We start from the raw sequence: 21,645 nt of genomic DNA, 5'->3' as shown, positions 1-21,645 counted from the left end.
TATACTTGAAAGTTCTGACGAAGCTACCATCACTTAAAAATTAAATATTTGCCCAGTTGCTGTCATCGAGTACCGCGAGGGTCGACTGTTTGACGATGTCTAGGTCTTTTAATCTGTGTCCATGGACCTGTATTTCAGGATCAATATCCAGAAGTGGAATCAGGACAAAATCACGCTCTAATACCCCGACATGCGGCACAGTTAAGCGTTCATTTTGAATGTGCTCATTACCGTAGATCAGCAAGTCCAGATCCAGCGTACGTTCACCCCAACGACGTAAACGTACCCGACCGGCGTCCTGCTCAAAAGCTTGCAGGCGATCCAGCAAGCTTAAAGCTGCCAGATCGGTATTTAACTGCACGACTGCATTCAGATAGTTTGGCTGATCCTGTGGTCCCATCGGTGGACTTTGATACAGATGCGAAGTGTTCACCTGTCCCAATGTCGCCAGTTTCTGTACAGCTTCTGCCAGAATCTGGCGTGAATCGCCCAGGTTACTACCCAGGCCAATATAAGTCACGATCATTGTGTTGGCCCAAACACCACCTGGCTCAGATCACGTTTTACCCGCTTACGTTTCATAATTGGATGATCTGCGCCAATTTCACCACTGGCACTGGCTGCCACATGCGACAGGGTTTTCGCCTTGTCTTCAAACTTGGCTTTACGCACCCGACGATTGCGTGGTTCAGGCTCATTCACCAACGGTTCGATCTCAGCGAGATCTTGCTGCTGGGTCAGTTTCTGTTCCAGATGCTCTTCTTGACTTGCCTTGCGGCGGCTCTTGGCACGCTGACGGTTATACTGGCTAATGGCCCGTTCTTTCTCGTCACCGCTCATTTGCTGGTAAGCATCCCACCAGCTACCCATACCTTGGGCAGTCGCATCACCTGATTTTTCACGCAGCAGCAAAAAGTCAAAGCCGGCACGGAAACGCGCATGGCTGGACAAAGCCTCGATTTGCTGTGGTTTTGGATTCAGCAAACGGGTCTGCATTTCCCAGACTTCACGAATAAAGGTCTCCGCAAAGCGTGGAATAATAGTGCGAGTCGCCTGACGTTTTAACACATCCAGACCGGCTTGGGCACGGGCTTCGGCCGCTACTATACCTTTATTCAGATAGAATTCACAACGTTCCAGGAATGGCTGCCATAACAATACCGCATAGAAAAATGCCGGGTTGATGGTCTTGCCGATAGAAATACGCTGATCAGTATTTTTCGCAGCGCGTTCCATAAACGGCGTAATTTCAGGCTTGATATCTGCAAATAACTGCTGCCAGATCCCGAAATCGATCAGCATTGGCAAGACACGATTCAGGTGTCCCATGGTGAACAGTTTCTGTGATTCATCATAAAGTCGATGTGGAGAAACATCACGCAGCAACTGGGTCATTTCCGGCGTAAAGACATCCAGAATCGCTTCATCAATATTAAAGTTCAGCTTGGCGGCAAAACGTAGGGTTCGCAGCATCCGCACTGGATCTTCTTCAAATCTTAAAGTCGGATCACCGAGTAAGCGTAAGGTTTTGCTGTGGATATCATCGACTGCATTACAGAAATCCAGCACAATGCCTTTACGCGGCTGGTAATACATTGCATTGATGGAGAAATCTCGACGGGCAAAATCCTGCTCGATGCTGCCCCAGTTGTTATCACGCAGAATCATCCCCGCGGCCGAGGTCACTGCTTTTTTTGGTGGTGCACGGAAGGTTGCCACTTCAACCAGTTCCCGCCCTGAATAGACATGCGCCAGTTCGAAACGTCGTCCGATAATTCGACAACGTCGTCCGAAAACTTCCTTGACCTGAGCCGGGGTTGCATTGGTAACTGCATCGAAATCTTTAGGATTCAAACCTAACATCAGATCTCGAACACCACCACCCACGATATAAGCTTCATAGCCTGCCTTGTTTAAGGCATCAATCACATCGAGAATATAAGAAGGTAATTGAGCGGTTGATAAACCACATTTTGACGCGCGCAAAGTTTGCAAAAGACGCTGTCTCCTACGTCTGAACGTAAAATTCTAAGATGACGCTAATCATATCGCTTACACGCCTAAAGGGCAATTTGATTATGTCAATCCTGCGAGTCAAATCAATCAGCTAGTCATGATCCATATTGTCGCCTTACAAGGCCAGTTTGGCCTTGTTTTTGGCAAATAATGCCGGCCCAATACCTTTGACCAACTGGATCTCTTCAATGCTTTTGAATTTTCCATTTTTTTGCCGATGTTCAATAATCGCTTCGGCCTTCTTTTGACCAATGCCATTCAGTTGCTGTAATTGCTCAACAGTTGCATTATTCAAACTGATTTTATCAGCAGCAGATGCCGATAATGCAGGCTTCGCCAGATAGTGATTGCTTTCTGATGAAGTCGTGACGGCAGCTTTTTTCTTCAGGCGGGCGTCATGTTGCTGTTGCTGGGTCTTCCATTCCATATAATCGGTCGCAGTCGCATGCGCAGTTCCGATAAAAATAAAGCCTAGCCAGCAACTCAGAAGAAAATTAATCCACGTTGGACCGATTCGATAAGGTATTTTTTTCATGTGCCGCTCTTTGTTTTAATTCTAATTTAGCCTGTTCCCAGAGCTGATCAAGTTCAGTCAGTGACAGCTTTTCCAGGTCTAATTGTTGTCGTTCTGCCTGATCTTCCATTAAGGCAAAGCGGGTTCGAAATTTATGGATCGTCCCCAATAATGCCATCTCACTGGAAATGCCCAGTTTACGACCAACATTCACCAGAGAAAATAAGCAGTCGCCAAATTCTTCCTGTATTTCATCGGAATTTTCTCCAGATACCGCTTCTTTTAATTCAGCCAGCTCTTCTTCCAGCTTGGCATAGGCACCCGCCATGTTAGGAAAATCAAAACCGATTTTAGCGACATTTTTTTGAATTTCATCGGTCTGTACTAAAGCCGGTGCATGTTTAATATCATCCAGGCGTGAACGCGGCTTACCTTGCTTTTCTTGCTGTTTGATTTCTTTCCATAGCTCAGACACATCTTCCGGACTCATTTTTGCAAATTGTTCAGCCTGAAATACATGTGGATGACGGCGAACCAGTTTATGGGTAATGGCCTGTACGACATCCTGAAAATCGAAAGCCCCCTGCTCGCTATACATTTGCGACTGGAACACCACCTGTAACAGCAAATCACCCAGCTCATCGCGGACATGGTCGACTTTTCCAGAGCGGACTGCCGCTTCTACTTCGTAAGCTTCCTCAATCGCATATTTGGTCAGAGATTCGGGGGTCTGTTGCTGATCCCATGGACATTTTTCACGTAATTCGCGCATGACCTGGAGTAGTTGTTCCATGTTTAAAAACCTCTTTTTTACCAAATAGTCGCGTCAATCTGCCGGTTTCTTGTTATGCTCAAAAAAAAAGACAATAAGGAGATCAGGCCCATGCACAGTATATTGATTAGTGGTGCAGCACAAGGAATTGGTGCCGCGACGGCCGCCCTATTTTACCAGCACGGCTACAAGGTGGGCATTTATGATGTTCAGGTGGAGCAGGCAGAACAACTGGCCCAGCAACTGGGCGAACATGCCAAAGCCGGCTTTCTCGATGTAGCTGACTACACTTCCTGGGAAACAGCTTTAGCCGAATTTTCAGCTTGGGCAGGTGAAATCAATATTCTGGTGAATAATGCTGGGATTTTATATTCAGGGCCTTTTGAAGATACCACCATAGCGGCACATCATCGGACTCTGGATATTAATGTCAAAGGAGTCATGAACGGCTGTCATGCTGCTTTCCCTTATTTAAAAGAATCTTCATTTGCCCGCATCATCAATCTATCTTCAGCTTCGGCGATTTATGGCCAGGCCGATTTAAGCAGTTATTCCACCAGCAAGTTTGCAGTGCGTGGCCTGACTGAAAGTCTGGATATTGAGTGGCAACCCTATGGGATTAGAGTCTTGGATGTAATGCCGCTTTTCGTCAGTACTGCGATGGTGAAAGATATGCAGGCAGAAAGTATTAAAAAAATGGGCGTGCATTTAAAAGCAGAAGATGTTGCACAAGATATTCTGAAACTGGCAGAACTCAAAGATTCCATCTGGCAAGCCACTCATCATCCTGTCGGATTCAAAAGCCAGTTTTTATTTCATTTATCCCGGATGAGTCCACAGTTTGTGAATAGGCTGAGTAATTTGCTCATTTCTAGAAAATAAAATCTAAGATTGATTCTGGTCTAGACAGTATGATGAATCTGGATCACAGGAAATCTCAATCCCTTGCAGGAATGCTCACTTTGCCAAGCCACGGTGAGCATGCAGCCAGCAAGCGTATAATTTTGATAGGCATAGACGCCAATCTCTAGATGTTCGCAGCGCCCGCCATTTTGCTCAGGATGGATATTGGTGTTGAGTTCGTTTAGGTTCATTCGGATTCCCAAGCCTGATGCCTTTAACACCGCTTCTTTGGTCGTCCAGACTTTAAACCAGTATTCGGGATCATAAGCCAGCGTTTGCCAAGTTTTGAGTTCTTCGGGATGAAAAGCATGTTGTGCCAAGGCTTCAAAACGGACTTTACGATTCAGTTCTTCAATATCAATTCCTAAGTTCTGAACTTGCTTGCTCGTGGCCAAGGCGTAGAAATTTTGACTATGACTATGATTAAAACTAAAGTCTGGATAGTCATTTAAATAAGGCTTGCCATATTCAGTAGTGGTGAAATCCAGAGATTGGATCGGATGATTGAATTGATCTGAAAGCAACTGGTTACGATGCGCATAAATTGCCAGTTTTCGGTTCTTGATTTGCTCTACACGTGATTGATGTGGTTCAATCGAAAAGAACTGATCTATTTTTTGTAGATAAATTTGAATATTTCGCAACAATGCAAAGCTCTTAGAAACAGATCGACTTTTTCATTTTACGTCGCCAGATAAAAAAAGAAAGCCTGTTCGAAAACAGGCTAGAGTCATATTACTTAGATTGAATCAGAAATATCAACTGCTTTTGCTGCTGCAGATTCTGGCGCCTTAAAGTTCAAGCCAGCTTTTTTCATCAATTGCGGATACTCAACCAATGCCATGGTTGCGTTTTTTGCAATTCCAGTCACATCACCCAATAGACCTTTGGCATCCATAAAAGACATACCGCTATCGCTGACACTACGCGGATTACTGAGCATTTGCATAGACACCTGCTTACTATTTAACACGAGTTCACCTGCAGACAAGCCTGCAATCGCAAAGTTGGTAAGTGAGTTAACTAGAAGCTGTTTCTGGCTTACACTTAATGCATTGATACGTTCCAGTGTCGCCGCTTCATCCTTCTTTGATGCATCCAGAACATCATTGGTCAATTTGGTAATCTCTTTCTGGATTGCCTCTTTTTCCTTTACGTCTGAGGTGGTTTTCAAGCTGTTTAATTTGGTTTTTAGCTCTTCACTGTCTTTACGTTCAGCAAACAGGGTTGCCAATGTGGTCCGGCTTTGAATAAACATGGCATTGGTGGCTTGTGCCTGCTTAAGAAAACCTGCCAAATCCAGATTCTGTGAAGATGTACCTGTTGTCGTTGCAACTGCTTTTGATGCCAGACTACTCAATGATCCAAGACCGGCATGGCTTTGCGATGCCAATACAGCACTTCCCAAGATCAAGATGCTTGCGATTTTTTTCATAGTATTTCCCCTTATAATTCCTTACTGAACTGCATCGGCTTTTTGCACGATCTGATTTAAAATTTTTGGTAATGCCTTGAACATCTGAATGTTGTACATTTCATGACGATGGGTGATATCAATGCCTTTTAAACTGACTTCCTGTTGCAAACCGACAGCTCCAACACGTTCCTGTTTTGCATTGAAACGTCGCGCTCCACCTGCCAACACCAAAGTGGCATCGCAGCTGGATTTGTCTGCATTGCATTTAATAGAGTCTTCTCGAACCTGAATCTTGAATGCTGGCTGTAAGCACTCGTCTTTAGGCACATACAGTTTCAAATCAAGCTGTTTTTTAAAGCCGGCATTTTCTGTCATTTTTATAATTGATGTTTCTAAACTGGTCTGACCTTTAAAACCCGAACCTGTGGCATAAAATGGACGTTTGGACTGACTGGTAAATGCGTGATAAATCAGCGGACCAAATCCATAAAATGGAATCTCTCCAACTTGATCGGTATGCAAACTTGGGCAAAGTACACGGGCAAGTTTCGACTCACCCACAGCAGCATGGCTATCCACCAAAATGCTATCTCCCGAACGTACCGGCAGACGATCATTTCCACTCACAGGAAAATCAAGCTGGGCTTTGACCTTAGTCCCTTGACGCTCAATGACTGTAGCTTCCCAGGTCGGGATCAACACTTGACGCTGAGCAACTTTTTCACGGTTATACACATGAATTTTCATGCCTGTGGTCAAACGCTCGCCTGCATCCTGAATCGTGATGGTCTCGCTACCACCACTGGATACCTGCAAATCTGAACGGGTAAATTGAATCCCTTTCTGGAATTGCTGACCCAGCTTCACCAAGGCATTTTTGAGTGCCACTTCTTTACGTGTATCCAGTGAAAAACCCATCCCTTGTGAAATGGTTTCACTGATTTCATCAGTTGCATGCGCCGAATAAATCACGCGCCCAGAACGGTCAATCATTTCAGCAAAGACTTCACTATGTACCACTTGTTGCTCAGTCATCTTGCCGACTTGCTGTTGATAACCAATTACAGGGATCACATTAATACGAATAAAGAATTCAGGAAGTTCGCGCTGGTGCTGGGTTTCCTGATTAGTTAAACCCGTCTGCTCACTGATACTCTGCGCGAGCACGCTATAACGTTTGTTCACTGGTGTAAGGGTAAAGGATGCATTTTCCCCGATCGCATCAGAAAAAATCTGCTCAATCAGGTCTTTTGACTCACCTTGATAAGTCAACACATCCACCACCAAAGCTTTAGGCTTGTTCAGTGCCTGACAGGTATTGGCTGAAATCTTGCTAAACTGGCTCGAATTGCCACTCATTAATACAGGCAATGCCACGGCATAATCGCTGTCAGCATGGACAACCCGAATCAAATCTCCTGAAGCCGAGCTCAGTTCATCATCTTTGGCAATCCCCTGATTAAAGCCTTTATCCAAAACCATATAAGACTTCCAGCGGTCAATCACCTTGGTCTGCACTTCAGAGACCTTAAATTTCTTCTGGAGATCCTGGGTCAATTGCTGAGTCAAGGTCAGCAAGCTACTTTGAAATTTCTGCTGGACCGCCTGACGGGTTGCAGCCGCCTCGACATCAGTCGATAGCACCTGAATAGGTTGAGATAAGGTAGCGCTATCGGTATAAATCACTTCTCCGGATAAGACATTGGTCAACTTTAAACTTAAAGTGACTGGCAGAAAAATCTCGGCTGTAGACTCCTTTTGCACCACATATTCGCTGGCGCGCAAAACTTCCAGAGAAGCCACATAGCTTCGATGTTTATTCTGCTGGGAAATTGAGACAACCACCTGATCTTGCAAAGCCTGTTTCAGCTGCTGCTCGAAAGTCTGTGAAACTTGAGTACGAATCGCCTCGCTAGATACAGCCTTGCTAAAGTCACAGGAAATGGATGATGCATTTGCTTCTATATGTTCCGCCGATTGACGACAAGGCAGTTCCAGCCCGTAAATTCCCTTCGCCGGAAAAACCTGAATATTGGCCTGTGCACTGACCGTTCCCATCAGCGCCATGGCAAGCGTGACTTTTTTCAAGCTTATTTGCATTGGGTACCACCAATACATAAAGTAATGGTATTCCCTGCTTGCAGGCGTTCTGCATTCGACAGAACAGGATTTACCCGGCGTAATGCTTTGGCAAGTTCAGCACTTAACGGCTTTTCACTCTTATAAGTCATGGTCATCTCGACCAATTTGCCGTCTTGGGTACGGATATCGATATTTTCCGCACCATCCATTTCATCTAAGGCCACGTACAGGTCATCCCCTAACCGGCTAGATACGCTACCCGATACACTTTTCACAAAGAGGGTAATTTCCTTACCATACATGCTGCGGTTTTTCGAATAGGCCAGGATTTGCGGGCCGACTTCAGACAGCGTCATTTCACCCAGTTTACGGGCAACATTGGTACGGCAAGTATCTGTCGTTGCAGCCGTGGATGATTCAGTACGGGTATCACCGCCCATCAGTGTGCCATCATCCACTGAATAAATTTTATAGCTGAGTGCACCATCACAAACAAACTGACCCGTTGCACCTGAACGACCACGGTCATAAATATAAGAGCTACCGACCATAAACCAGTCCGCTTTTTCCTGACGTGCAGCCACTGCAAGTTTTGCCAGCTCTGCATCACTCAGCAATTGTTGAATAGTCATGCTCTTGCCTTTGAGATAACGGCTACGAAACACATCCGAATCCATTAAGCGTAGATCATATTTAGATGCTGCACGGGCAATCGAAGTTAATGTTTGATTTTCACGCTCAGGTGTGGTCGATGGGGTTTGATATTCCACATATTTCACAAAATTTTGAATGTCATTCTGACGTTCCGACTGGCTATAACGTGCTGACTCACTGGCGTTATAGCTTGCTGAAGCAGAAGATTTACCTGAGTTATTATGACTTGATGAACGTGCAGCGACACCAGCTCCTGCACCATAGTAATTACCATAAGCATAGCCTGAAGCCGAAGCTGATTTGCCTTTTGATGAATATGATGAACTTTCACTGGCTTTTGCACTTTCTTTCGCGTCATAGCTGGCCTTTTCATCATAGGCATAGCTCTTATCAGAAAAGTATGACGTAAATTCTTTCACCGGTTTTGAGTTATCTCGCGGTACACCAAAATACTCATCCATTACGATCATGATCGGACTGGTTCGGCTATTCTTTTTGGATAAACCCAGATCATTTAAGATCTGGCGAAACTCCTGGTCATCCATTTCAATTGAAATAGAAGTAATTAGTTCATTGTTATTGTTGGTTTGACTGCCACGATTAAACACGTAGCCATTGTCAACTTGCTTCACAATATCTGCCAGATGGGGCTGAGCATCCTGCATGGCTTGAGGACCATTTATTTTTTTGATTAAAGCAATGACTGCATCAGTTTTTGCATTATTCAATGCTTGATTCCGTGTTCCGACTGGATCTTTTTTGATAATGGGACTACTGCCCTCACCATTCACTTTGATCATTTCAGCGCACGCAAGGCTTGGCAAGCCCATCATACAGATTAAGGCCAATGCAGTTTTTTTCATGTTCCCCTCACACCACCCCAAATTTGGGCAGTAATTTCTTATGATCTTTTTCAGTCAATTTTCATTTTTGCGACTGGATTAACAATTTCACACAAATATAATACATATCACATAAATGTTAAATTGATACTTATACTAAATAACTATAATTAAAAGAATATTTTATTTTTATTAAATTCAAAATTAAGCCTGATTAAAAAATATTTTTTTATAGGTAATAAAAAAGCCTGCATTAGCAGGCTTTTTATCCGAAAAATTTAAACTATAGAATTAACGTTTAAATTTCTTCTCAGCTTTCTTGAATTTCTGTACATAACGACGTTTACGTGCAGCTGCACGCTCATCCACTTGAGACTTACGACCTTCAAACGGGTTTTCAGAGGTTTTAAACTCGATTTTAATCGGTGTACCTTCGAGCTTGTACACTTTACGAAACACGTTCTCCAGGTAACGACGATAATCCGCAGGGGTTTTATCAACCTTGTTACCGTGAATGACGATCGTTGGTGGATTCTGCCCACCCATATGCGCATAACGCATTTTAATACGACGACCCTGAACCATAGGCGGTTGGTGAGCTTCTGTCGCATCATTTAAAATCTGGGTGATTTTTGCTGGTGACACTTTCAAACGAGATGAATCATAAGCACGGTGAATCGATGGATAAAGATCACCCACACCCGTTCCATGCAATGCAGAAATCAAATGCACTTTGGCCCATGGAATAAAATCGAAGCGGCGCTCTACATCGAGCTTACATTGCTTACGATCATATTCAGTCATGTTATCCCATTTGTTGACTGCAATGACCATGGCACGACCCGCTTCAAGCGCATAGCCAATCAAATGCAAATCCTGCTCAACAATACCATCACGCGCATCGACCACAACAACAATTACGTTGGCATCTTTCATCGCCTGTAAAGTTTTAACAATCGAGAATTTCTCAATCATTTCATCAACTTTACCTTTACGGCGCACCCCTGCAGTATCAATCAGGGTGTATTGACGGCCATCACGCTCAAATGGAATATAAATCGAGTCACGCGTTGTACCCGGCTGGTCAAATGCCACCACACGCTCTTCACCGAGCAAGCGGTTCACCAGCGTTGATTTACCTACGTTTGGACGACCAATAATCGCTAAACGCAGACCAGTGTTTTTGTCATGCTCTTCCGGATTTTCATCTTCCGGTACATCAGCAAGTACGTCTTCCAGCATTTGCTGAACACCACGACCATGGCTGGCTGCCACTTGTAGCGGCTCGCCCATACCCAGTTTGTAGAATTCAACCAAGGCAGCTTCAGCATGTACACCATCAACTTTGTTGGCAACTAGAAAGACTTTTTTACCTAAAGTACGCAATTCGCGGGCAATCTGTTCATCGGAAGCCAGCAGTCCGGCACGCGCATCAACCACAAAAATGATGATGTCGGCTTCATGAATGGCAGTCTTGGATTGCTCTGCCATATATGAATCAATACCACCTTCATTTTCACCAATACCGCCAGTATCGACCACAATGAAAGATTTATTTTGATAAGTTGCATCGCCATATTTACGGTCGCGTGTCAGACCGGCAAAGTCTGCCACCAATGCATCACGGCTCTTGGTAATCTGGTTGAACAGCGTTGATTTTCCGACGTTCGGACGACCAATGAGCGCAATTACGGGTTTCATAGAGTAACCTTTATTTAATATCAGGCGTCAAAGTGGCCTGAACATCAGAAAGCATAGGAAGATATAAGGGGGAAATACCCTAAATAAAAACACGGGGTATTGATTTTTCAATCACCCCGCGTTCACAAAATACGGTTGTGGCTAGTTTAGCATAAGGCTCGTTAAAATTAACGGTTCTGCCAAATGCTTAATGCGCCCTTGCGTGTAGAAACATAAAGCTGGTTGTCGATGACGCGTAAGTTACGCACTTCCCCAGAAGTTTTTGCACGACCGGTAATCTGTCCGGTACGCGGATCAATCAGGTGCAAAACGCCATCCAGATCGCCGACCACCAGGTCAGTACCCAGCATCACCGGGTTACTTAACTTGCGATTCAGCAGCTGGTCATTTTCCCAAAGAAGTTGACCAGAAGTAATCTCAAAGGCTTTGATTTTACCATCGGTTTGCGCCACAAATACGCCATTGCCCACAACTTCTGGACGCTGGATACTGCTGGCATCTTCACTCCAGACCACCTGTTGTGAAGCTAGATCTAGTACAGTCACCTGACCTTGATAGCTAGTAGTCACCACAAACTGGCCTGCAACAACCGGTTCACCGTCGATATCAACCAGACGCTGGATATCAGAACGTCCGTCAGACACTGCCACACGGCGTTGTAATTTTGGTACACCACTTAAGGCATCCAGTGCATAGATATAAGCATTCGAGGAGGCAATCAGTACATTACGCGCATCTAGTGCAACAGGTGCAGCCATGCCACGCAGGCTGAATTGTACATTAGGTAAGTTATAAGTCCAAACTTGTGTACCGGTCGCGATTTCATGCGCATATACGGTGCCATCATTGCTGACACTAATCACACGGCCTGCATGAATCAATGAAGGTGCCAGTAAAGCGCCTGTCAATTGTGCAGTCCATTTTTGCTCACCGGTTTGCTGATCCAGCGCAAACAGCTGACCTTTCTGGTTGCCAACGACAACAAGACCTTCAGCAGCTTCAACGCCAGAACTTAAATTCTCTTTGCTGACTTCTTTCTGCCACAGACGCTGTTTACCCTTAAATGCAGACACTTCGCCTTTTGGATCAATCGCAAAGACCACACCATTGTCTGCATCCAGACGTAAACGTAACGGATCAGCAGCATCTGTCGAAGCCACACTGGTGGAAAATACAGGGACCAGTGTTTTGGCTTGAGTCAGTTTTGGAAGTGGATTCGGTTTTACTTCTGGAACTTTATTGGTTTTACCTGCACAGCCAGCCAATGCAAGCGTTAAAACAGTCAAGGCACAGGTAATTTTGTATTTTCTATTCATTCAGCTTCTTCCGCTTGTGTTTCTATAATTGGGCGTTCGATTTCCGGATCATCGACCAATACGCCTACGCTTTCGAGCTTAATTTGTAAAATCTGACGTTCTTCTTTACGTTCAATCAAAGCATCCCATGCACTTTGATATACTTTTTTAGCATTTTCAATATCATTTTTGGCAACATAGATATCGCCACGCGCTTCATCGGCAGTTGCTTTGAATGCAGGTTCAGTCACTGCTTCTAAAGTTTTTAATGCAGCATCATATTTTTTCTGCGCCAATTGTGCATAAGCCAGACGAAGTTTGACTACCTGAACCAGACCTTTATCGTCTACTTTCGAGTTTTCAACTTTCTGTAGCGCTTTCTCGGCCGCAGCATAATCTTCTTTGTCATAAGCCAGTTTAGCCATCATCAGCTGGGTCTGAATCGCCTGTGCTGAATCAGGTGCTTCCTTGACAATCTTGTCCGCAGCTTCAGACAACTTGGCAAAACCATCACCTTTCGATGCCTGTGCGTCATCCATCAACTGCTGAACCTTGGCAGTGTGCATTTGCGACTCTGCCAGGTTTTTCTTCTGCCAATATTCCCATCCAAAAAAGGCAATCAGCGCAATTAAAATCCCGGTAATCATCGAAGAACCATATTTCTTCGTAAAGGATTTTAAGCTTTCAAACTGTTCATCACCACTCATTGCGCTCATGAGATTACCCTTTTCCTAATGTTTTATCGATTATTTTGAAGAAATTTTAGTACTAAAAAATGCAACGAAGTCCGTAAATGGTACATTCGATTGCTCTGCGGTTGCCAGCTCTTTCACCGTAAACGCCTGAGCTTCCAGTTCACGTTCACCCAAAATCGCCGCATACAAAGCACCGGCTTGATCGGCCTTTTTCATTTGCGATTTCATTGAACCCTGTGAGCCCACTTTCAGACGAACCTGACTACCTGCTGCTTCAAGCTGATCACGGATCTGCTCCGCAATCACCAACGCTTTACCTTGAGAAGCCGGTTCAGCCACCAGGAAGACTTCACAATCACGTGTCGGGGTATTGTTTTCAACCTGTTCCAGCAGAAGCAATAAACGTTCGATACCCATGGCAAAACCAACTGCAGGAACAGACTGATCTGCTTTACCTTTGAGTTGACCCACCAGACCGTCATAACGGCCACCAGCACACACCGTACCTTGTGAGCCCAAATGGGTTGTAGTCCATTCAAAAACAGTTTTGTTGTAATAGTCCAGACCGCGTACCAGTTTTTGATTGATCACGAAGCTTACGCCTGCATCAGTCAAATACTGTTGTAACTGGGCAAAATGCGCCAGCGTTTCTTCACCCATAAAATCATGAAGTTTCGGTGCATTTTCCAAGATGCTTTGTGTTTTGGCATCTTTAGAATCCAGAATACGCAGTGGATTCGTAGTCAGACGGCGCTGAGAATCTTCATCCAGATCAGCTTTATGCGACTCCAGGAATTCAACCAATGCCGCGCGATATGCTGCACGCTCATCCGACTCACCCAAAGTATTCAGCTCTAACTGAACCTTGTCTGCCACGCCCATACGTTTCCATAGACGTGCCGTCATCAGAATCAGTTCTGCGTCCATATCCGGAGTTGCTACACCAAAGGTTTCCACACCAAACTGATGAAACTGACGGTAACGGCCTTTTTGCGGTTTTTCATAACGGAACATGGGTCCGATATACCAGACGCGAGGCGTCGCGCCACGCAACAAGTTATGCTCCAGCATGGCACGTACACAACCCGCCGTCCCTTCAGGACGCAGCGTCAATGACTCAGGCGGATTACCCTTGTCGAGGAAGGTATACATTTCTTTTTCAACGATATCGGTTGCATCACCGATCGAACGTTTAAACAGGTTAGTCTGTTCAACGATAGGCAAACGAATTTGTTGATAACCATAGGCATCCATCAAACCAGATAGATGCTGTTCAAGACGTCTCCAAGCTGGGGTTTGCGTTGGGAGAATGTCATTAAAACCTTTGATTGCGACGATTGAACTCATGATCTACTCAGGAAAACTTGTACGAATAATTTCTTTAGATTTAGCTTCTTCAAGCTCGGAAACACGTTGACGAACCATGGTTTCGATTTCATCAACCAGTTGATTCGTGTCAATTAAATGGCTCTTTTCACCATTACGGTACACCAGTGAACGTGGTGCTGCACCCACTACACCAATATCCGCTTCTTTGGCTTCACCCGGCCCATTGACCTTACAGCCAATCACGGACACATCCATTGGGGTACGGATATCTTCCAAACGCTCTTCAAGTTGCTGCATAACGGAAATCACATTAAATTCCTGACGTGAACAGCTTGGGCAGGCAATGAAGTTAATCCCGTTGGAGCGCAGACCCAGTGATTTCAGAATATCAAAACCAATTTTAATTTCTTCTTCAGGCTCGGCAGCCAGTGAAATGCGCATGGTGTCCCCGATGCCTTCCATTAGCAGGCCACCCAAAGCGATCGCAGATTTAACCGAACCGGTACGATAAATACCCGCTTCCGTGACACCCAAATGTAGCGGATTATCAATTTGTTGTGACAGCAAACGGTACGCATCCATGGTCAGGAACACATTCGATGCTTTGACTGAAATTTTAAATTCCTGAAAATCCAGACGGTCTAAAATATCGATATGGCGCATCGCAGATTCAAGCAGTGCCTGACCAGTCGGCTCGCCATATTTCTTTTGAATATCTTTTTCCAGTGAACCGGCATTGACACCGATCCGCATAGAAATGTCGTTATGACGCGCTGCAGCTACCACTTCACGAATTTTGGCTTCTGAACCGATATTGCCCGGGTTAATCCGCAAGCAGTCTGCACCCAAGTCCGCAACTGCCAAAGCAATTTTATAATCGAAGTGAATATCCGCTACTAAAGGCACATTCACCTGCTTGCGAATCTCACCAAATGCTGCTGCCGCTTCCATGGTTGGAACTGAAACCCGCATGATATCTGCACCGGCATCGACACAGCGCTGGATCTGTGCAACCGTAGCTGCCACATCACAGGTTTCAGTATTGGTCATGGACTGGATACTGATTGGTGCATCACCACCCACATAAACTGAACCCACACGAATTTTACGTGTTGGACGACGTTTAATTGGATTTACGATCATTGCTCTACTCTACTCTTGATCTGTTAAGGTGATAAACGGAATTCTGCTTTTCCGTTCACAGTGTAGGGTGACAATGAAATATTTTCATTATTCAAACTGAGTGATACAGCCGATGCATCATCCAGACGAATCTGGAATGGCGCTTCACCATTCAGCTGCAAGCTCGATGCCTGACGGCCAGTTGCCAAGACATTGCCCGCCGAGTCGACAATATGCACCGAAGTCGGACGATTAAACTCGAGTTTCAGCTGATCACCGGAAAGTGCGGCACCTGTATCCAGATTCAGAATCTCGACATTAGAAGCGCCTACGCCAGAGACTTCACTGCTATTTTGTGAATTACTGCTCGACCAGTTCTGAATCATGGCAAACAGTGCGCCCAAAATCAGCAAAAGTACCAGCGTAATAAAAATTCGCTTTAACCACTTACGATTGCGGTCACGCTTGGAACCTGGCAATTTCCCCATAATTTTGATAGGAGAATTGTTCAGGGCATGATTCGGCAGCAGCCCGGTATCATTGGTATAGATTTCATCAAAACGCTGAATAATACTAGACGCATCTACACCCAAAAATTTGGCATAGATCCGGTAATAGCCTTTGATAAAAGTCGCTTCAGGCAAGGACTTGTATTCGTCCTGTTCCAGCGCGGTCAGGGTTTTTAACGGGATATTCAGCTCTTTGGCCACATCTTCCAGATCGCACTGCTGATTGAGACGAATCTGGCGCAAGTACTCGCCCGGACGTTGAATATTTCCTAACGCATTTGGAGCTACGCTCGAATGATTCGAAGGTGAATTAGGATTTACTTCCATACGGCCTCAGTACTGTACTGTAATTGCAAATAACGTTGGTATTCCTGGCTTTCAGGGAACAATGCACGTAATTGATTCACCAATACCTGCATACCCAACTGATCACCACTGGCACGCGCAGTGCGAATACCAATCCAGAGTGCACGGGCACCCTGGTTTTTCTGCCCCACGCCACGCACAAACTGTTGATACATTTGTGCCGCCGCCGGGAACTGCTGGTTTAAATAAAATATTTCTGCCAACTCTAACATTGAAATATAAGAATCGCGATTAGCCTGCAGCGCCTGTTTGAATGATTTTTCAGCATTCACCATATCGCCTATTTTCAGGTAAATACGACCCATATTTTCTAGTGCACGGAAGCGCTGGTCATAGCCTAAAGTCGCACCGGCAATTTTAAACTGCTCGATTGCATCATTATAACGCTCAAGCTGATATAAATAGGTGCCGTAATTATTTCGTGCCTGCGCATTTTTCGGATCTGCCGAAATCGCACGTTTGAAATAGGCATCTGCCTTTTCGAGATTAAGCTTACTACCTTCCTGTTGCAGTAGCACGCCCATCATCATATTCGCTTGAGAATCACGCGGACTGCTTTCAAGTGCCTGATCCAGCGCACGTTTAGCTGCATCCAGGTCACCCGTTCTCAGATATTCTACCGCCAATTGGGTACGGACTTTGGTGGCTTTTTCAGGATCTTTCTGACCCAAATCTGGCGTTTGACACGCGACCAAAACCAAAGATACACATACTGTTGAAATCAAAGCAAACTTAGATGTTAGATTTCTCAACTGGCGACCTCTTATTATCCTTGTGAACGCATGATCTCATTCGATTGCGCGATTTTCTTTTTCCACTGTTCCGCACGACGGGTACGGTCAGCGACTTGTCCGACTAACTGTCCACACGCAGCATCAATGTCATCACCGCGTGTCTGACGAATCGTACACACAAAACCGGCATCAGACAAAGTTTTTTGGAAAGAAATAATCCGGTTGCGGCTTGAGCGGCCATAGGGCGCATGCGGGAACGGATTAAAAGGAATCAAATTAATCTTGCTTGGCAAATTCTTCAACAGCTTAATCATTTGCTGAGCATGTTCAGGATGGTCATTCACGCCATCTAACATCACATATTCAATCGTCACGTGTTTACGTGAACTTTCATTCCCATCTTTGGCAATATAACGCTGACATGCAGCAATCAGCTGCTCAAGCGGATATTTTTTATTGATCGGCACCAGCTCGTTACGCAGTTCATCATTGGGTGCATGCAATGAAATGGCCAGCGCCACATCAATATCTTTGACCATCTGATCGATTTTCGGCACCACACCAGAAGTCGATAAAGTCACACGACGTTTTGACATGCCGTATGCAAAGTCATCTAGCATCACACGCATCGAGTTCAACACGGCATCGTAGTTGAGTAATGGCTCACCCATGCCCATCATTACCACGTTGGTCACTGAACGCTCACGCTCAAGAACTGGCACATCTTCCATATAGGAATAGTTCGCCATCCAAAGCTGACCGATAATTTCGGCTTGGGTCAAATCACGCTGGAAACCCTGTTTGCCGGTTGAGCAGAATGAACAGTCCAGCGCACAGCCCACTTGTGAAGAAATACACAAGGTACGGCGTAAACCGCTACGATGTTCAGCAGGAATCAGTACAGTTTCGACGAGAGAGCCTTCACCGTCGCCAACACGGAATACCCATTTACGGGTACCATCTTTAGAATAGTTTTTATGCACCACTTCAGGCGCTTTAATTTCACAAATCTTTTCTAATTTTTCACGCAGTTTTCCTGAAATATTGGTCATTTCAGCAAAATCAGTCACGAAGAACTGGTGAATCCATTTCATCACCTGCCCGGCACGAAACTTCTTCTCACCCATGTCCTCAAAGAATTTTTTCCATTTGCGGACGTGACATGCCAAGTAAATTCACTTTCTCGACAGTATTTGCCTGTGCTGGAGCGGATGGAGTGTGTTGCTGCGGCTCAGAAACTGCTGATACAGCGACTGCTTCAGTACTCATGTGTATTACCTAAACCATGTCTAAAGATGAAAGGAGAAGCTCAATATGTGAGCAAAGAATTATTCAGAGAATAAAAAAACCAGATAAGTATAATAACACTTATCTGGCTTGAATACTGCGAATTAACGAGTACGTGGAGCAATCTCAGTTTGCGCGAAGAAGTAGTTAACTTCACGATCAGCAGATGCTACAGAGTCAGAACCGTGAGCAGCATTTTCGTCGATGCTTACAGCGAAATCTGCACGGATAGTACCAGGAGCAGCTTCTTTAGGATTCGTCGCGCCAAGGATGTCACGGTGAGCAAGAACAGCGTTTTCGCCTTCAAGAACTGAAACAACCACTGGACCAGAAGTCATGAATGCAACTAGGTCAGCAAAGAAACCACGTTCTTTGTGCTCAGCATAGAAGCCTTCAGCTTCAGCTTGAGTCAAATGTTTCATTTTAGTTGCAACAATTTGAAGACCAGCTTTCTCGAAACGAGCAAAGATGTCGCCGATGTGGTTTTTAGCAACTGCGTCTGGTTTAACGATAGATAAAGTACGTTCGATAGCCATGATAGGCTCCTTAAGTCAATTGTTGACATGAAAATTTGGCGCATTATACCGAGATAATGTGCATTTTTCTGCTTTTCATCTGTAAAAAAATGCTTTTTTAAGATGAGGGCTTAGCGTGCCTCGTCAATCCATGCCATTTGAATGGCTTCAAGCAGACCTTCAGTCGACTTGGTCGGATCATCTTCAAATTCAGGCAAGGCACACACCCAGGCATGTAAATCAGTAAAACGTATCCACTGCGGGTCCACATCTGGATGCGCTTCGTAGAGTTCAATCGCGATATCGAGAGTGTCAGTCCAACGTAAACCCATCTCTATTTCTCACCATAATTGCTTCGATGCTGTACTTTAACAAATCTGTGAAAATCTGCGAGCCTTTGCCCCGACTTTCACTTATTTTCACAGCATAATATTCAGATAAGGCGCGGTCAGTACAATCGCGATTGCCATCATACCGCCCAGAATTGCGCCAACTGCCACATCACTTGGATAATGCAATCCCAACACCATTCGGGACACTGCGACCAGAACCGTAAAAGGCAGCATCAGCATCAGTAATAAAGGTGCGACATAACCTAAAACGGTGGTTGCCATCACGGCATGCAAGGTATGCCCCGAGGGAAAACTGAAATGATCCAGTGGATGTTCACCCAGACGGATCACCTGATGCACCTGATAAGGACGTGGTCGTACGGTTTTGATTTTAAGTACTTTGTAAATAATGGTACCAATGGTGCTTCCCAGAATTAGATAAACAATCTGCACGGTATAGATCAATCCTTGCATGATCCAAACCAGTATCAGCATGAAATACCAAAATGCACCATTTCCTAAGCGGCTAATCATTTTAAAAAAAGCGGCAATACGGACTGAATGGGAAAAATGATTCAGATAAACACAGCCTTTTAAATCGATTTCTAAAAATTTAATCTTTACATTCTGGAGTTTCACACTGGTGCTCCTTTCTTGTTTTATATGCTGTATTCCTGATGCTGTACCAGTGAATACAGTGCTTGTTCAAATTGCCGGACTGGATATTGCCAGCCTACTTTTTCGGCTTTTTTACGTGCTTGCGCGCCCATCTGCTGCAATCTTTGCAGATCAGGCAATCCGAGCATCTGCTGGATCAAACCCTGCTGATGTCCAAGTCTGCTCAACCATCCCGTTTCACCATGCTGCACATGCAAGTTTGCACAAGCATAATCATAAGCAATTACTGGCAAGCCACTGGCCATCGCTTCCAATACCACATTTCCAAAGGTTTCGACCTGACTGGCAAAACAGAACACATCAGCACTGGCATACGCCGCTGACAGTTTTTCTCCTGTCAGGCTACCGGTAAAAACAATGCTGCCATCCTGATTCAGTTGTTGCAGTCGAGTGCGATCCGGCCCATCTCCAACCACCACCAAACGTATATCTTGCTGACAAACTTGGCGCAGCACAAAATAGGTTTTGATCAGCACATCAATTTCCTTTTCAGGAGAAAGCCGTCCGACATACAACATCACTCGGGTCTCGTTTGAAACTCCCCAAGTATAGCGCAAATCTGGTGATCGCCACTTTGGTGAAAATGTATCTGGATCGACGCCTCTACCCACAACTGCCAAGGGACAAGTTACACCAAACTGATTTAAGGCTTGAGCGGTGCCTCGACTCGGGACACAGGTCAAATCAGTATTATTATGAAACCACTTTAAATAACCTTGAATTGGCTTCAGTAAAAAAGCCAAATCAAAAAACCGACTAAATTCCTGAAATGACGAGTGGAAACCACTAGAGACTGGAATTTTATGGAATTTTGCAAGCTGCTGAGCCACCAAACCCAAAGGGCCTTCGGTCACAATATGAATAATATCTGGTATAAAAGTTTCAACAGCTTGATGGATTTTTAGAAATTGCGGTCTACCAAACTGCAAATTGCTATATTTAGGAATGCAATGCGCTTTAACCAGACATTCACTATGCGGTTTAAATTCGGTACAGGCTCGTCGTTGTTCTGGACGTATTAATAAAATCTTATGCCCCTGTTTTTGCAATCCGTTACAAAGTTGTAATAAAGCATGGGCAACACCATTAATTTCAGGAGGCCAGGTTTCGGTAACGATGGCAATTTTTAAACGGGACCGTGTCAGATCTTCTAGGACTATTTTGTCATGAATGGCCTGTTTACGTTGTTCTTTTAAATCAAACTGGATTTTGTGAATAACAGGTCGTTGCTCTAATAATTCTGAGATGGAAATTTGTTGCATCTCACACCTATTCGTTTATATTTTTCACCCAGTATAGAAAGATCTCATGACTATTTGATGAATAAAAATAACTAAAAAAAGCCAAAAATAAATCTTATAAATTATTATTTATATTAAAAAAACAAGTGAATACCAATTATTCCTTAGACTAAAAAGATATTCACTGTATGTAGATCTTCATTTAATTCCCTCATCTCTATGATTTAAAAATTAATATCGACAGAAATCCGATCACGATAAGTTCCAGCTGGAACCCCATTAAAAGGATTCTCTTCGAGTTGAACCGAAACGACATATTTCTGTCTCTGTGAAGCTCCCTGATTCACTCTGACTCCCCATAACCCATTATTTGCACCACTCAAATTTAATTTGGTACGCAATTTATTAGGACCGTTAGACACATAACTTATCCCGTTGGAACTCACCAGATTCTGACTATTAAACAAAATTGAATAGCCAGTATCACATGAAATATTAAATGAAGTGGCAGCCTGACTACGCTGATAGCTGGCTAGACGTAATTCTGGAGTGGTAAAACCATCAATCGAGCAATATTGGGCCATAGCTATTTCACTCATACTGAGTGCGGTAATAAATAAAAAGAGCTTTTTCATTTTTCT

General features: G+C 44.4%; 21 protein-coding genes and 1 pseudogene. 1 reads left to right on the top strand and 21 read right to left on the bottom strand.

What is annotated here, in order from left to right; all coding sequences use genetic code 11:
• Positions 1-40 precede the first annotated feature (40 nt).
• From folK to mazG, 4 genes are all read right to left on the bottom strand, one after another.
• Positions 41-526, bottom strand: coding sequence for a 2-amino-4-hydroxy-6-hydroxymethyldihydropteridine diphosphokinase (gene folK, locus WAK81_RS10485; RefSeq protein ID WP_422196758.1), 486 nt, complete (start codon positions 524-526; stop codon positions 41-43).
• Positions 523-1,995, bottom strand: a complete 1,473-nt coding sequence (pcnB, locus tag WAK81_RS10480; RefSeq protein WP_422196757.1) for a polynucleotide adenylyltransferase PcnB — start codon at positions 1,993-1,995, stop codon at positions 523-525. The genes folK and pcnB overlap by 4 nt, the downstream gene beginning before the upstream one ends.
• 136 nt (positions 1,996-2,131) lie before the next feature.
• Entirely contained in the window at positions 2,132-2,551 is a 420-nt protein-coding gene (locus tag WAK81_RS10475) for a ComEA family DNA-binding protein (RefSeq protein WP_422196756.1), read from the bottom strand.
• Positions 2,511-3,323 (bottom strand): nucleoside triphosphate pyrophosphohydrolase, encoded by an 813-nt coding sequence (mazG, locus tag WAK81_RS10470; protein WP_422196755.1) that lies wholly within the window; start codon positions 3,321-3,323, stop codon positions 2,511-2,513. The genes WAK81_RS10475 and mazG overlap by 41 nt, the downstream gene beginning before the upstream one ends.
• A gap of 90 nt (positions 3,324-3,413) precedes the next feature.
• Here mazG and WAK81_RS10465 point away from each other — a divergent pair, with 90 nt between their 5' ends.
• A complete protein-coding gene (locus WAK81_RS10465) occupies positions 3,414-4,184 on the top strand; it encodes an SDR family oxidoreductase (protein WP_422196754.1) in 771 nt (256 codons plus the stop codon).
• A gap of 20 nt (positions 4,185-4,204) precedes the next feature.
• Here the strand turns inward: WAK81_RS10465 and WAK81_RS10460 are convergent, their stop codons facing one another.
• The 17 genes and pseudogenes from WAK81_RS10460 to WAK81_RS10380 form a co-directional block, all read right to left on the bottom strand.
• Positions 4,205-4,801, bottom strand: a complete 597-nt coding sequence (locus WAK81_RS10460; RefSeq protein WP_422196768.1) for a 4'-phosphopantetheinyl transferase family protein — start codon at positions 4,799-4,801, stop codon at positions 4,205-4,207.
• A gap of 143 nt (positions 4,802-4,944) precedes the next feature.
• Positions 4,945-5,640 carry a hypothetical protein gene (locus tag WAK81_RS10455; protein WP_422196753.1) on the bottom strand — a complete coding sequence of 232 codons (696 nt, stop codon included), beginning with the start codon at positions 5,638-5,640 and terminating at the stop codon, positions 4,945-4,947.
• A gap of 21 nt (positions 5,641-5,661) precedes the next feature.
• Positions 5,662-7,722, bottom strand: coding sequence for a hypothetical protein (locus tag WAK81_RS10450; RefSeq protein WP_422196752.1), 2,061 nt, complete (start codon positions 7,720-7,722; stop codon positions 5,662-5,664).
• Positions 7,713-9,221 (bottom strand): hypothetical protein, encoded by a 1,509-nt coding sequence (locus tag WAK81_RS10445; RefSeq protein WP_422196751.1) that lies wholly within the window; start codon positions 9,219-9,221, stop codon positions 7,713-7,715. Before WAK81_RS10445 ends, WAK81_RS10450 begins: the two co-directional genes overlap by 10 nt.
• Before the next feature lie 270 nt (positions 9,222-9,491).
• Positions 9,492-10,901 (bottom strand): ribosome biogenesis GTPase Der, encoded by a 1,410-nt coding sequence (der, locus tag WAK81_RS10440; protein ID WP_005103252.1) that lies wholly within the window; start codon positions 10,899-10,901, stop codon positions 9,492-9,494.
• Positions 10,902-11,068: 167 nt separating this feature from the next.
• Positions 11,069-12,217 (bottom strand): outer membrane protein assembly factor BamB, encoded by a 1,149-nt coding sequence (gene bamB, locus WAK81_RS10435; protein ID WP_422196750.1) that lies wholly within the window; start codon positions 12,215-12,217, stop codon positions 11,069-11,071.
• The gene (locus tag WAK81_RS10430; protein ID WP_044109972.1) at positions 12,214-12,912 is read right to left on the bottom strand and encodes a YfgM family protein; all 699 of its coding nucleotides are present in this window, start codon (positions 12,910-12,912) and stop codon (positions 12,214-12,216) included. Before WAK81_RS10430 ends, bamB begins: the two co-directional genes overlap by 4 nt.
• Positions 12,913-12,942: 30 nt before the next feature.
• Positions 12,943-14,238 (bottom strand): histidine--tRNA ligase, encoded by a 1,296-nt coding sequence (hisS, locus tag WAK81_RS10425; RefSeq protein WP_422196749.1) that lies wholly within the window; start codon positions 14,236-14,238, stop codon positions 12,943-12,945.
• A 3-nt stretch (positions 14,239-14,241) separates the two neighbouring features.
• Positions 14,242-15,363, bottom strand: coding sequence for a flavodoxin-dependent (E)-4-hydroxy-3-methylbut-2-enyl-diphosphate synthase (gene ispG, locus WAK81_RS10420; protein WP_253173471.1), 1,122 nt, complete (start codon positions 15,361-15,363; stop codon positions 14,242-14,244).
• A 23-nt stretch (positions 15,364-15,386) separates the two neighbouring features.
• Positions 15,387-16,178, bottom strand: a complete 792-nt coding sequence (locus WAK81_RS10415; protein WP_422196748.1) for a helix-turn-helix domain-containing protein — start codon at positions 16,176-16,178, stop codon at positions 15,387-15,389.
• Positions 16,169-16,969: a type IV pilus biogenesis/stability protein PilW gene (gene pilW / locus WAK81_RS10410; RefSeq protein ID WP_422196747.1), complete on the bottom strand. Its 801-nt coding sequence runs from the start codon at positions 16,967-16,969 to the stop codon at positions 16,169-16,171. The genes WAK81_RS10415 and pilW overlap by 10 nt, the downstream gene beginning before the upstream one ends.
• A 14-nt stretch (positions 16,970-16,983) precedes the next feature.
• Positions 16,984-18,220 (bottom strand): annotated as a pseudogene (gene rlmN, locus WAK81_RS10405) (23S rRNA (adenine(2503)-C(2))-methyltransferase RlmN).
• Between the two features lie 122 nt (positions 18,221-18,342).
• On the bottom strand, positions 18,343-18,774 hold the full coding sequence (ndk, locus tag WAK81_RS10400) for a nucleoside-diphosphate kinase (protein ID WP_004647460.1): 432 nt from the start codon (positions 18,772-18,774) through the stop codon (positions 18,343-18,345).
• 110 nt (positions 18,775-18,884) lie between these two features.
• Positions 18,885-19,085 (bottom strand): Fe-S cluster assembly protein IscX, encoded by a 201-nt coding sequence (gene iscX / locus WAK81_RS10395; protein ID WP_004278360.1) that lies wholly within the window; start codon positions 19,083-19,085, stop codon positions 18,885-18,887.
• Between the two features lie 87 nt (positions 19,086-19,172).
• Entirely contained in the window at positions 19,173-19,724 is a 552-nt protein-coding gene (locus WAK81_RS10390; RefSeq protein WP_422196746.1) for a phosphatase PAP2 family protein, read from the bottom strand.
• A gap of 20 nt (positions 19,725-19,744) precedes the next feature.
• Positions 19,745-21,025, bottom strand: a complete 1,281-nt coding sequence (locus WAK81_RS10385) for a glycosyltransferase family 4 protein (protein ID WP_422196745.1) — start codon at positions 21,023-21,025, stop codon at positions 19,745-19,747.
• Positions 21,026-21,228: 203 nt separating this feature from the next.
• Entirely contained in the window at positions 21,229-21,639 is a 411-nt protein-coding gene (locus tag WAK81_RS10380; RefSeq protein WP_422196744.1) for a hypothetical protein, read from the bottom strand.
• Positions 21,640-21,645: the final 6 nt, after the last annotated feature.

It is taken from the genome of Acinetobacter sp. (assembly GCF_049284435.1).
In the GTDB taxonomy this organism is placed as follows: domain Bacteria; phylum Pseudomonadota; class Gammaproteobacteria; order Pseudomonadales; family Moraxellaceae; genus Acinetobacter.
The sequence above is the reverse complement of the archived record's forward strand: the minus strand, read 5'-3'. Positions and strand labels throughout refer to the sequence as shown.

What these genes read in the sequence shown, in the direction of transcription:
- folK (WP_422196758.1), bottom strand. Translation starts at nt 526, where the DNA reads ATGATCGTGACTTATATTGGCCTGGGTAGTAACCTGGGCGATTCACGC.
- WAK81_RS10475 (WP_422196756.1), bottom strand. Translation starts at nt 2,551, where the DNA reads ATGAAAAAAATACCTTATCGAATCGGTCCAACGTGGATTAATTTTCTT.
- mazG (WP_422196755.1), bottom strand. Translation starts at nt 3,323, where the DNA reads ATGGAACAACTACTCCAGGTCATGCGCGAATTACGTGAAAAATGTCCA.
- WAK81_RS10465 (WP_422196754.1), top strand. Translation starts at nt 3,414, where the DNA reads ATGCACAGTATATTGATTAGTGGTGCAGCACAAGGAATTGGTGCCGCG.
- WAK81_RS10455 (WP_422196753.1), bottom strand. Translation starts at nt 5,640, where the DNA reads ATGAAAAAAATCGCAAGCATCTTGATCTTGGGAAGTGCTGTATTGGCA.
- WAK81_RS10450 (WP_422196752.1), bottom strand. Translation starts at nt 7,722, where the DNA reads ATGCAAATAAGCTTGAAAAAAGTCACGCTTGCCATGGCGCTGATGGGA.
- WAK81_RS10445 (WP_422196751.1), bottom strand. Translation starts at nt 9,221, where the DNA reads ATGAAAAAAACTGCATTGGCCTTAATCTGTATGATGGGCTTGCCAAGC.
- der (WP_005103252.1), bottom strand. Translation starts at nt 10,901, where the DNA reads ATGAAACCCGTAATTGCGCTCATTGGTCGTCCGAACGTCGGAAAATCA.
- bamB (WP_422196750.1), bottom strand. Translation starts at nt 12,217, where the DNA reads ATGAATAGAAAATACAAAATTACCTGTGCCTTGACTGTTTTAACGCTT.
- WAK81_RS10430 (WP_044109972.1), bottom strand. Translation starts at nt 12,912, where the DNA reads ATGAGCGCAATGAGTGGTGATGAACAGTTTGAAAGCTTAAAATCCTTT.
- hisS (WP_422196749.1), bottom strand. Translation starts at nt 14,238, where the DNA reads ATGAGTTCAATCGTCGCAATCAAAGGTTTTAATGACATTCTCCCAACG.
- ispG (WP_253173471.1), bottom strand. Translation starts at nt 15,363, where the DNA reads ATGATCGTAAATCCAATTAAACGTCGTCCAACACGTAAAATTCGTGTG.
- WAK81_RS10415 (WP_422196748.1), bottom strand. Translation starts at nt 16,178, where the DNA reads ATGGAAGTAAATCCTAATTCACCTTCGAATCATTCGAGCGTAGCTCCA.
- ndk (WP_004647460.1), bottom strand. Translation starts at nt 18,774, where the DNA reads ATGGCTATCGAACGTACTTTATCTATCGTTAAACCAGACGCAGTTGCT.
- iscX (WP_004278360.1), bottom strand. Translation starts at nt 19,085, where the DNA reads ATGGGTTTACGTTGGACTGACACTCTCGATATCGCGATTGAACTCTAC.
- WAK81_RS10385 (WP_422196745.1), bottom strand. Translation starts at nt 21,025, where the DNA reads ATGCAACAAATTTCCATCTCAGAATTATTAGAGCAACGACCTGTTATT.
- WAK81_RS10380 (WP_422196744.1), bottom strand. Translation starts at nt 21,639, where the DNA reads ATGAAAAAGCTCTTTTTATTTATTACCGCACTCAGTATGAGTGAAATA.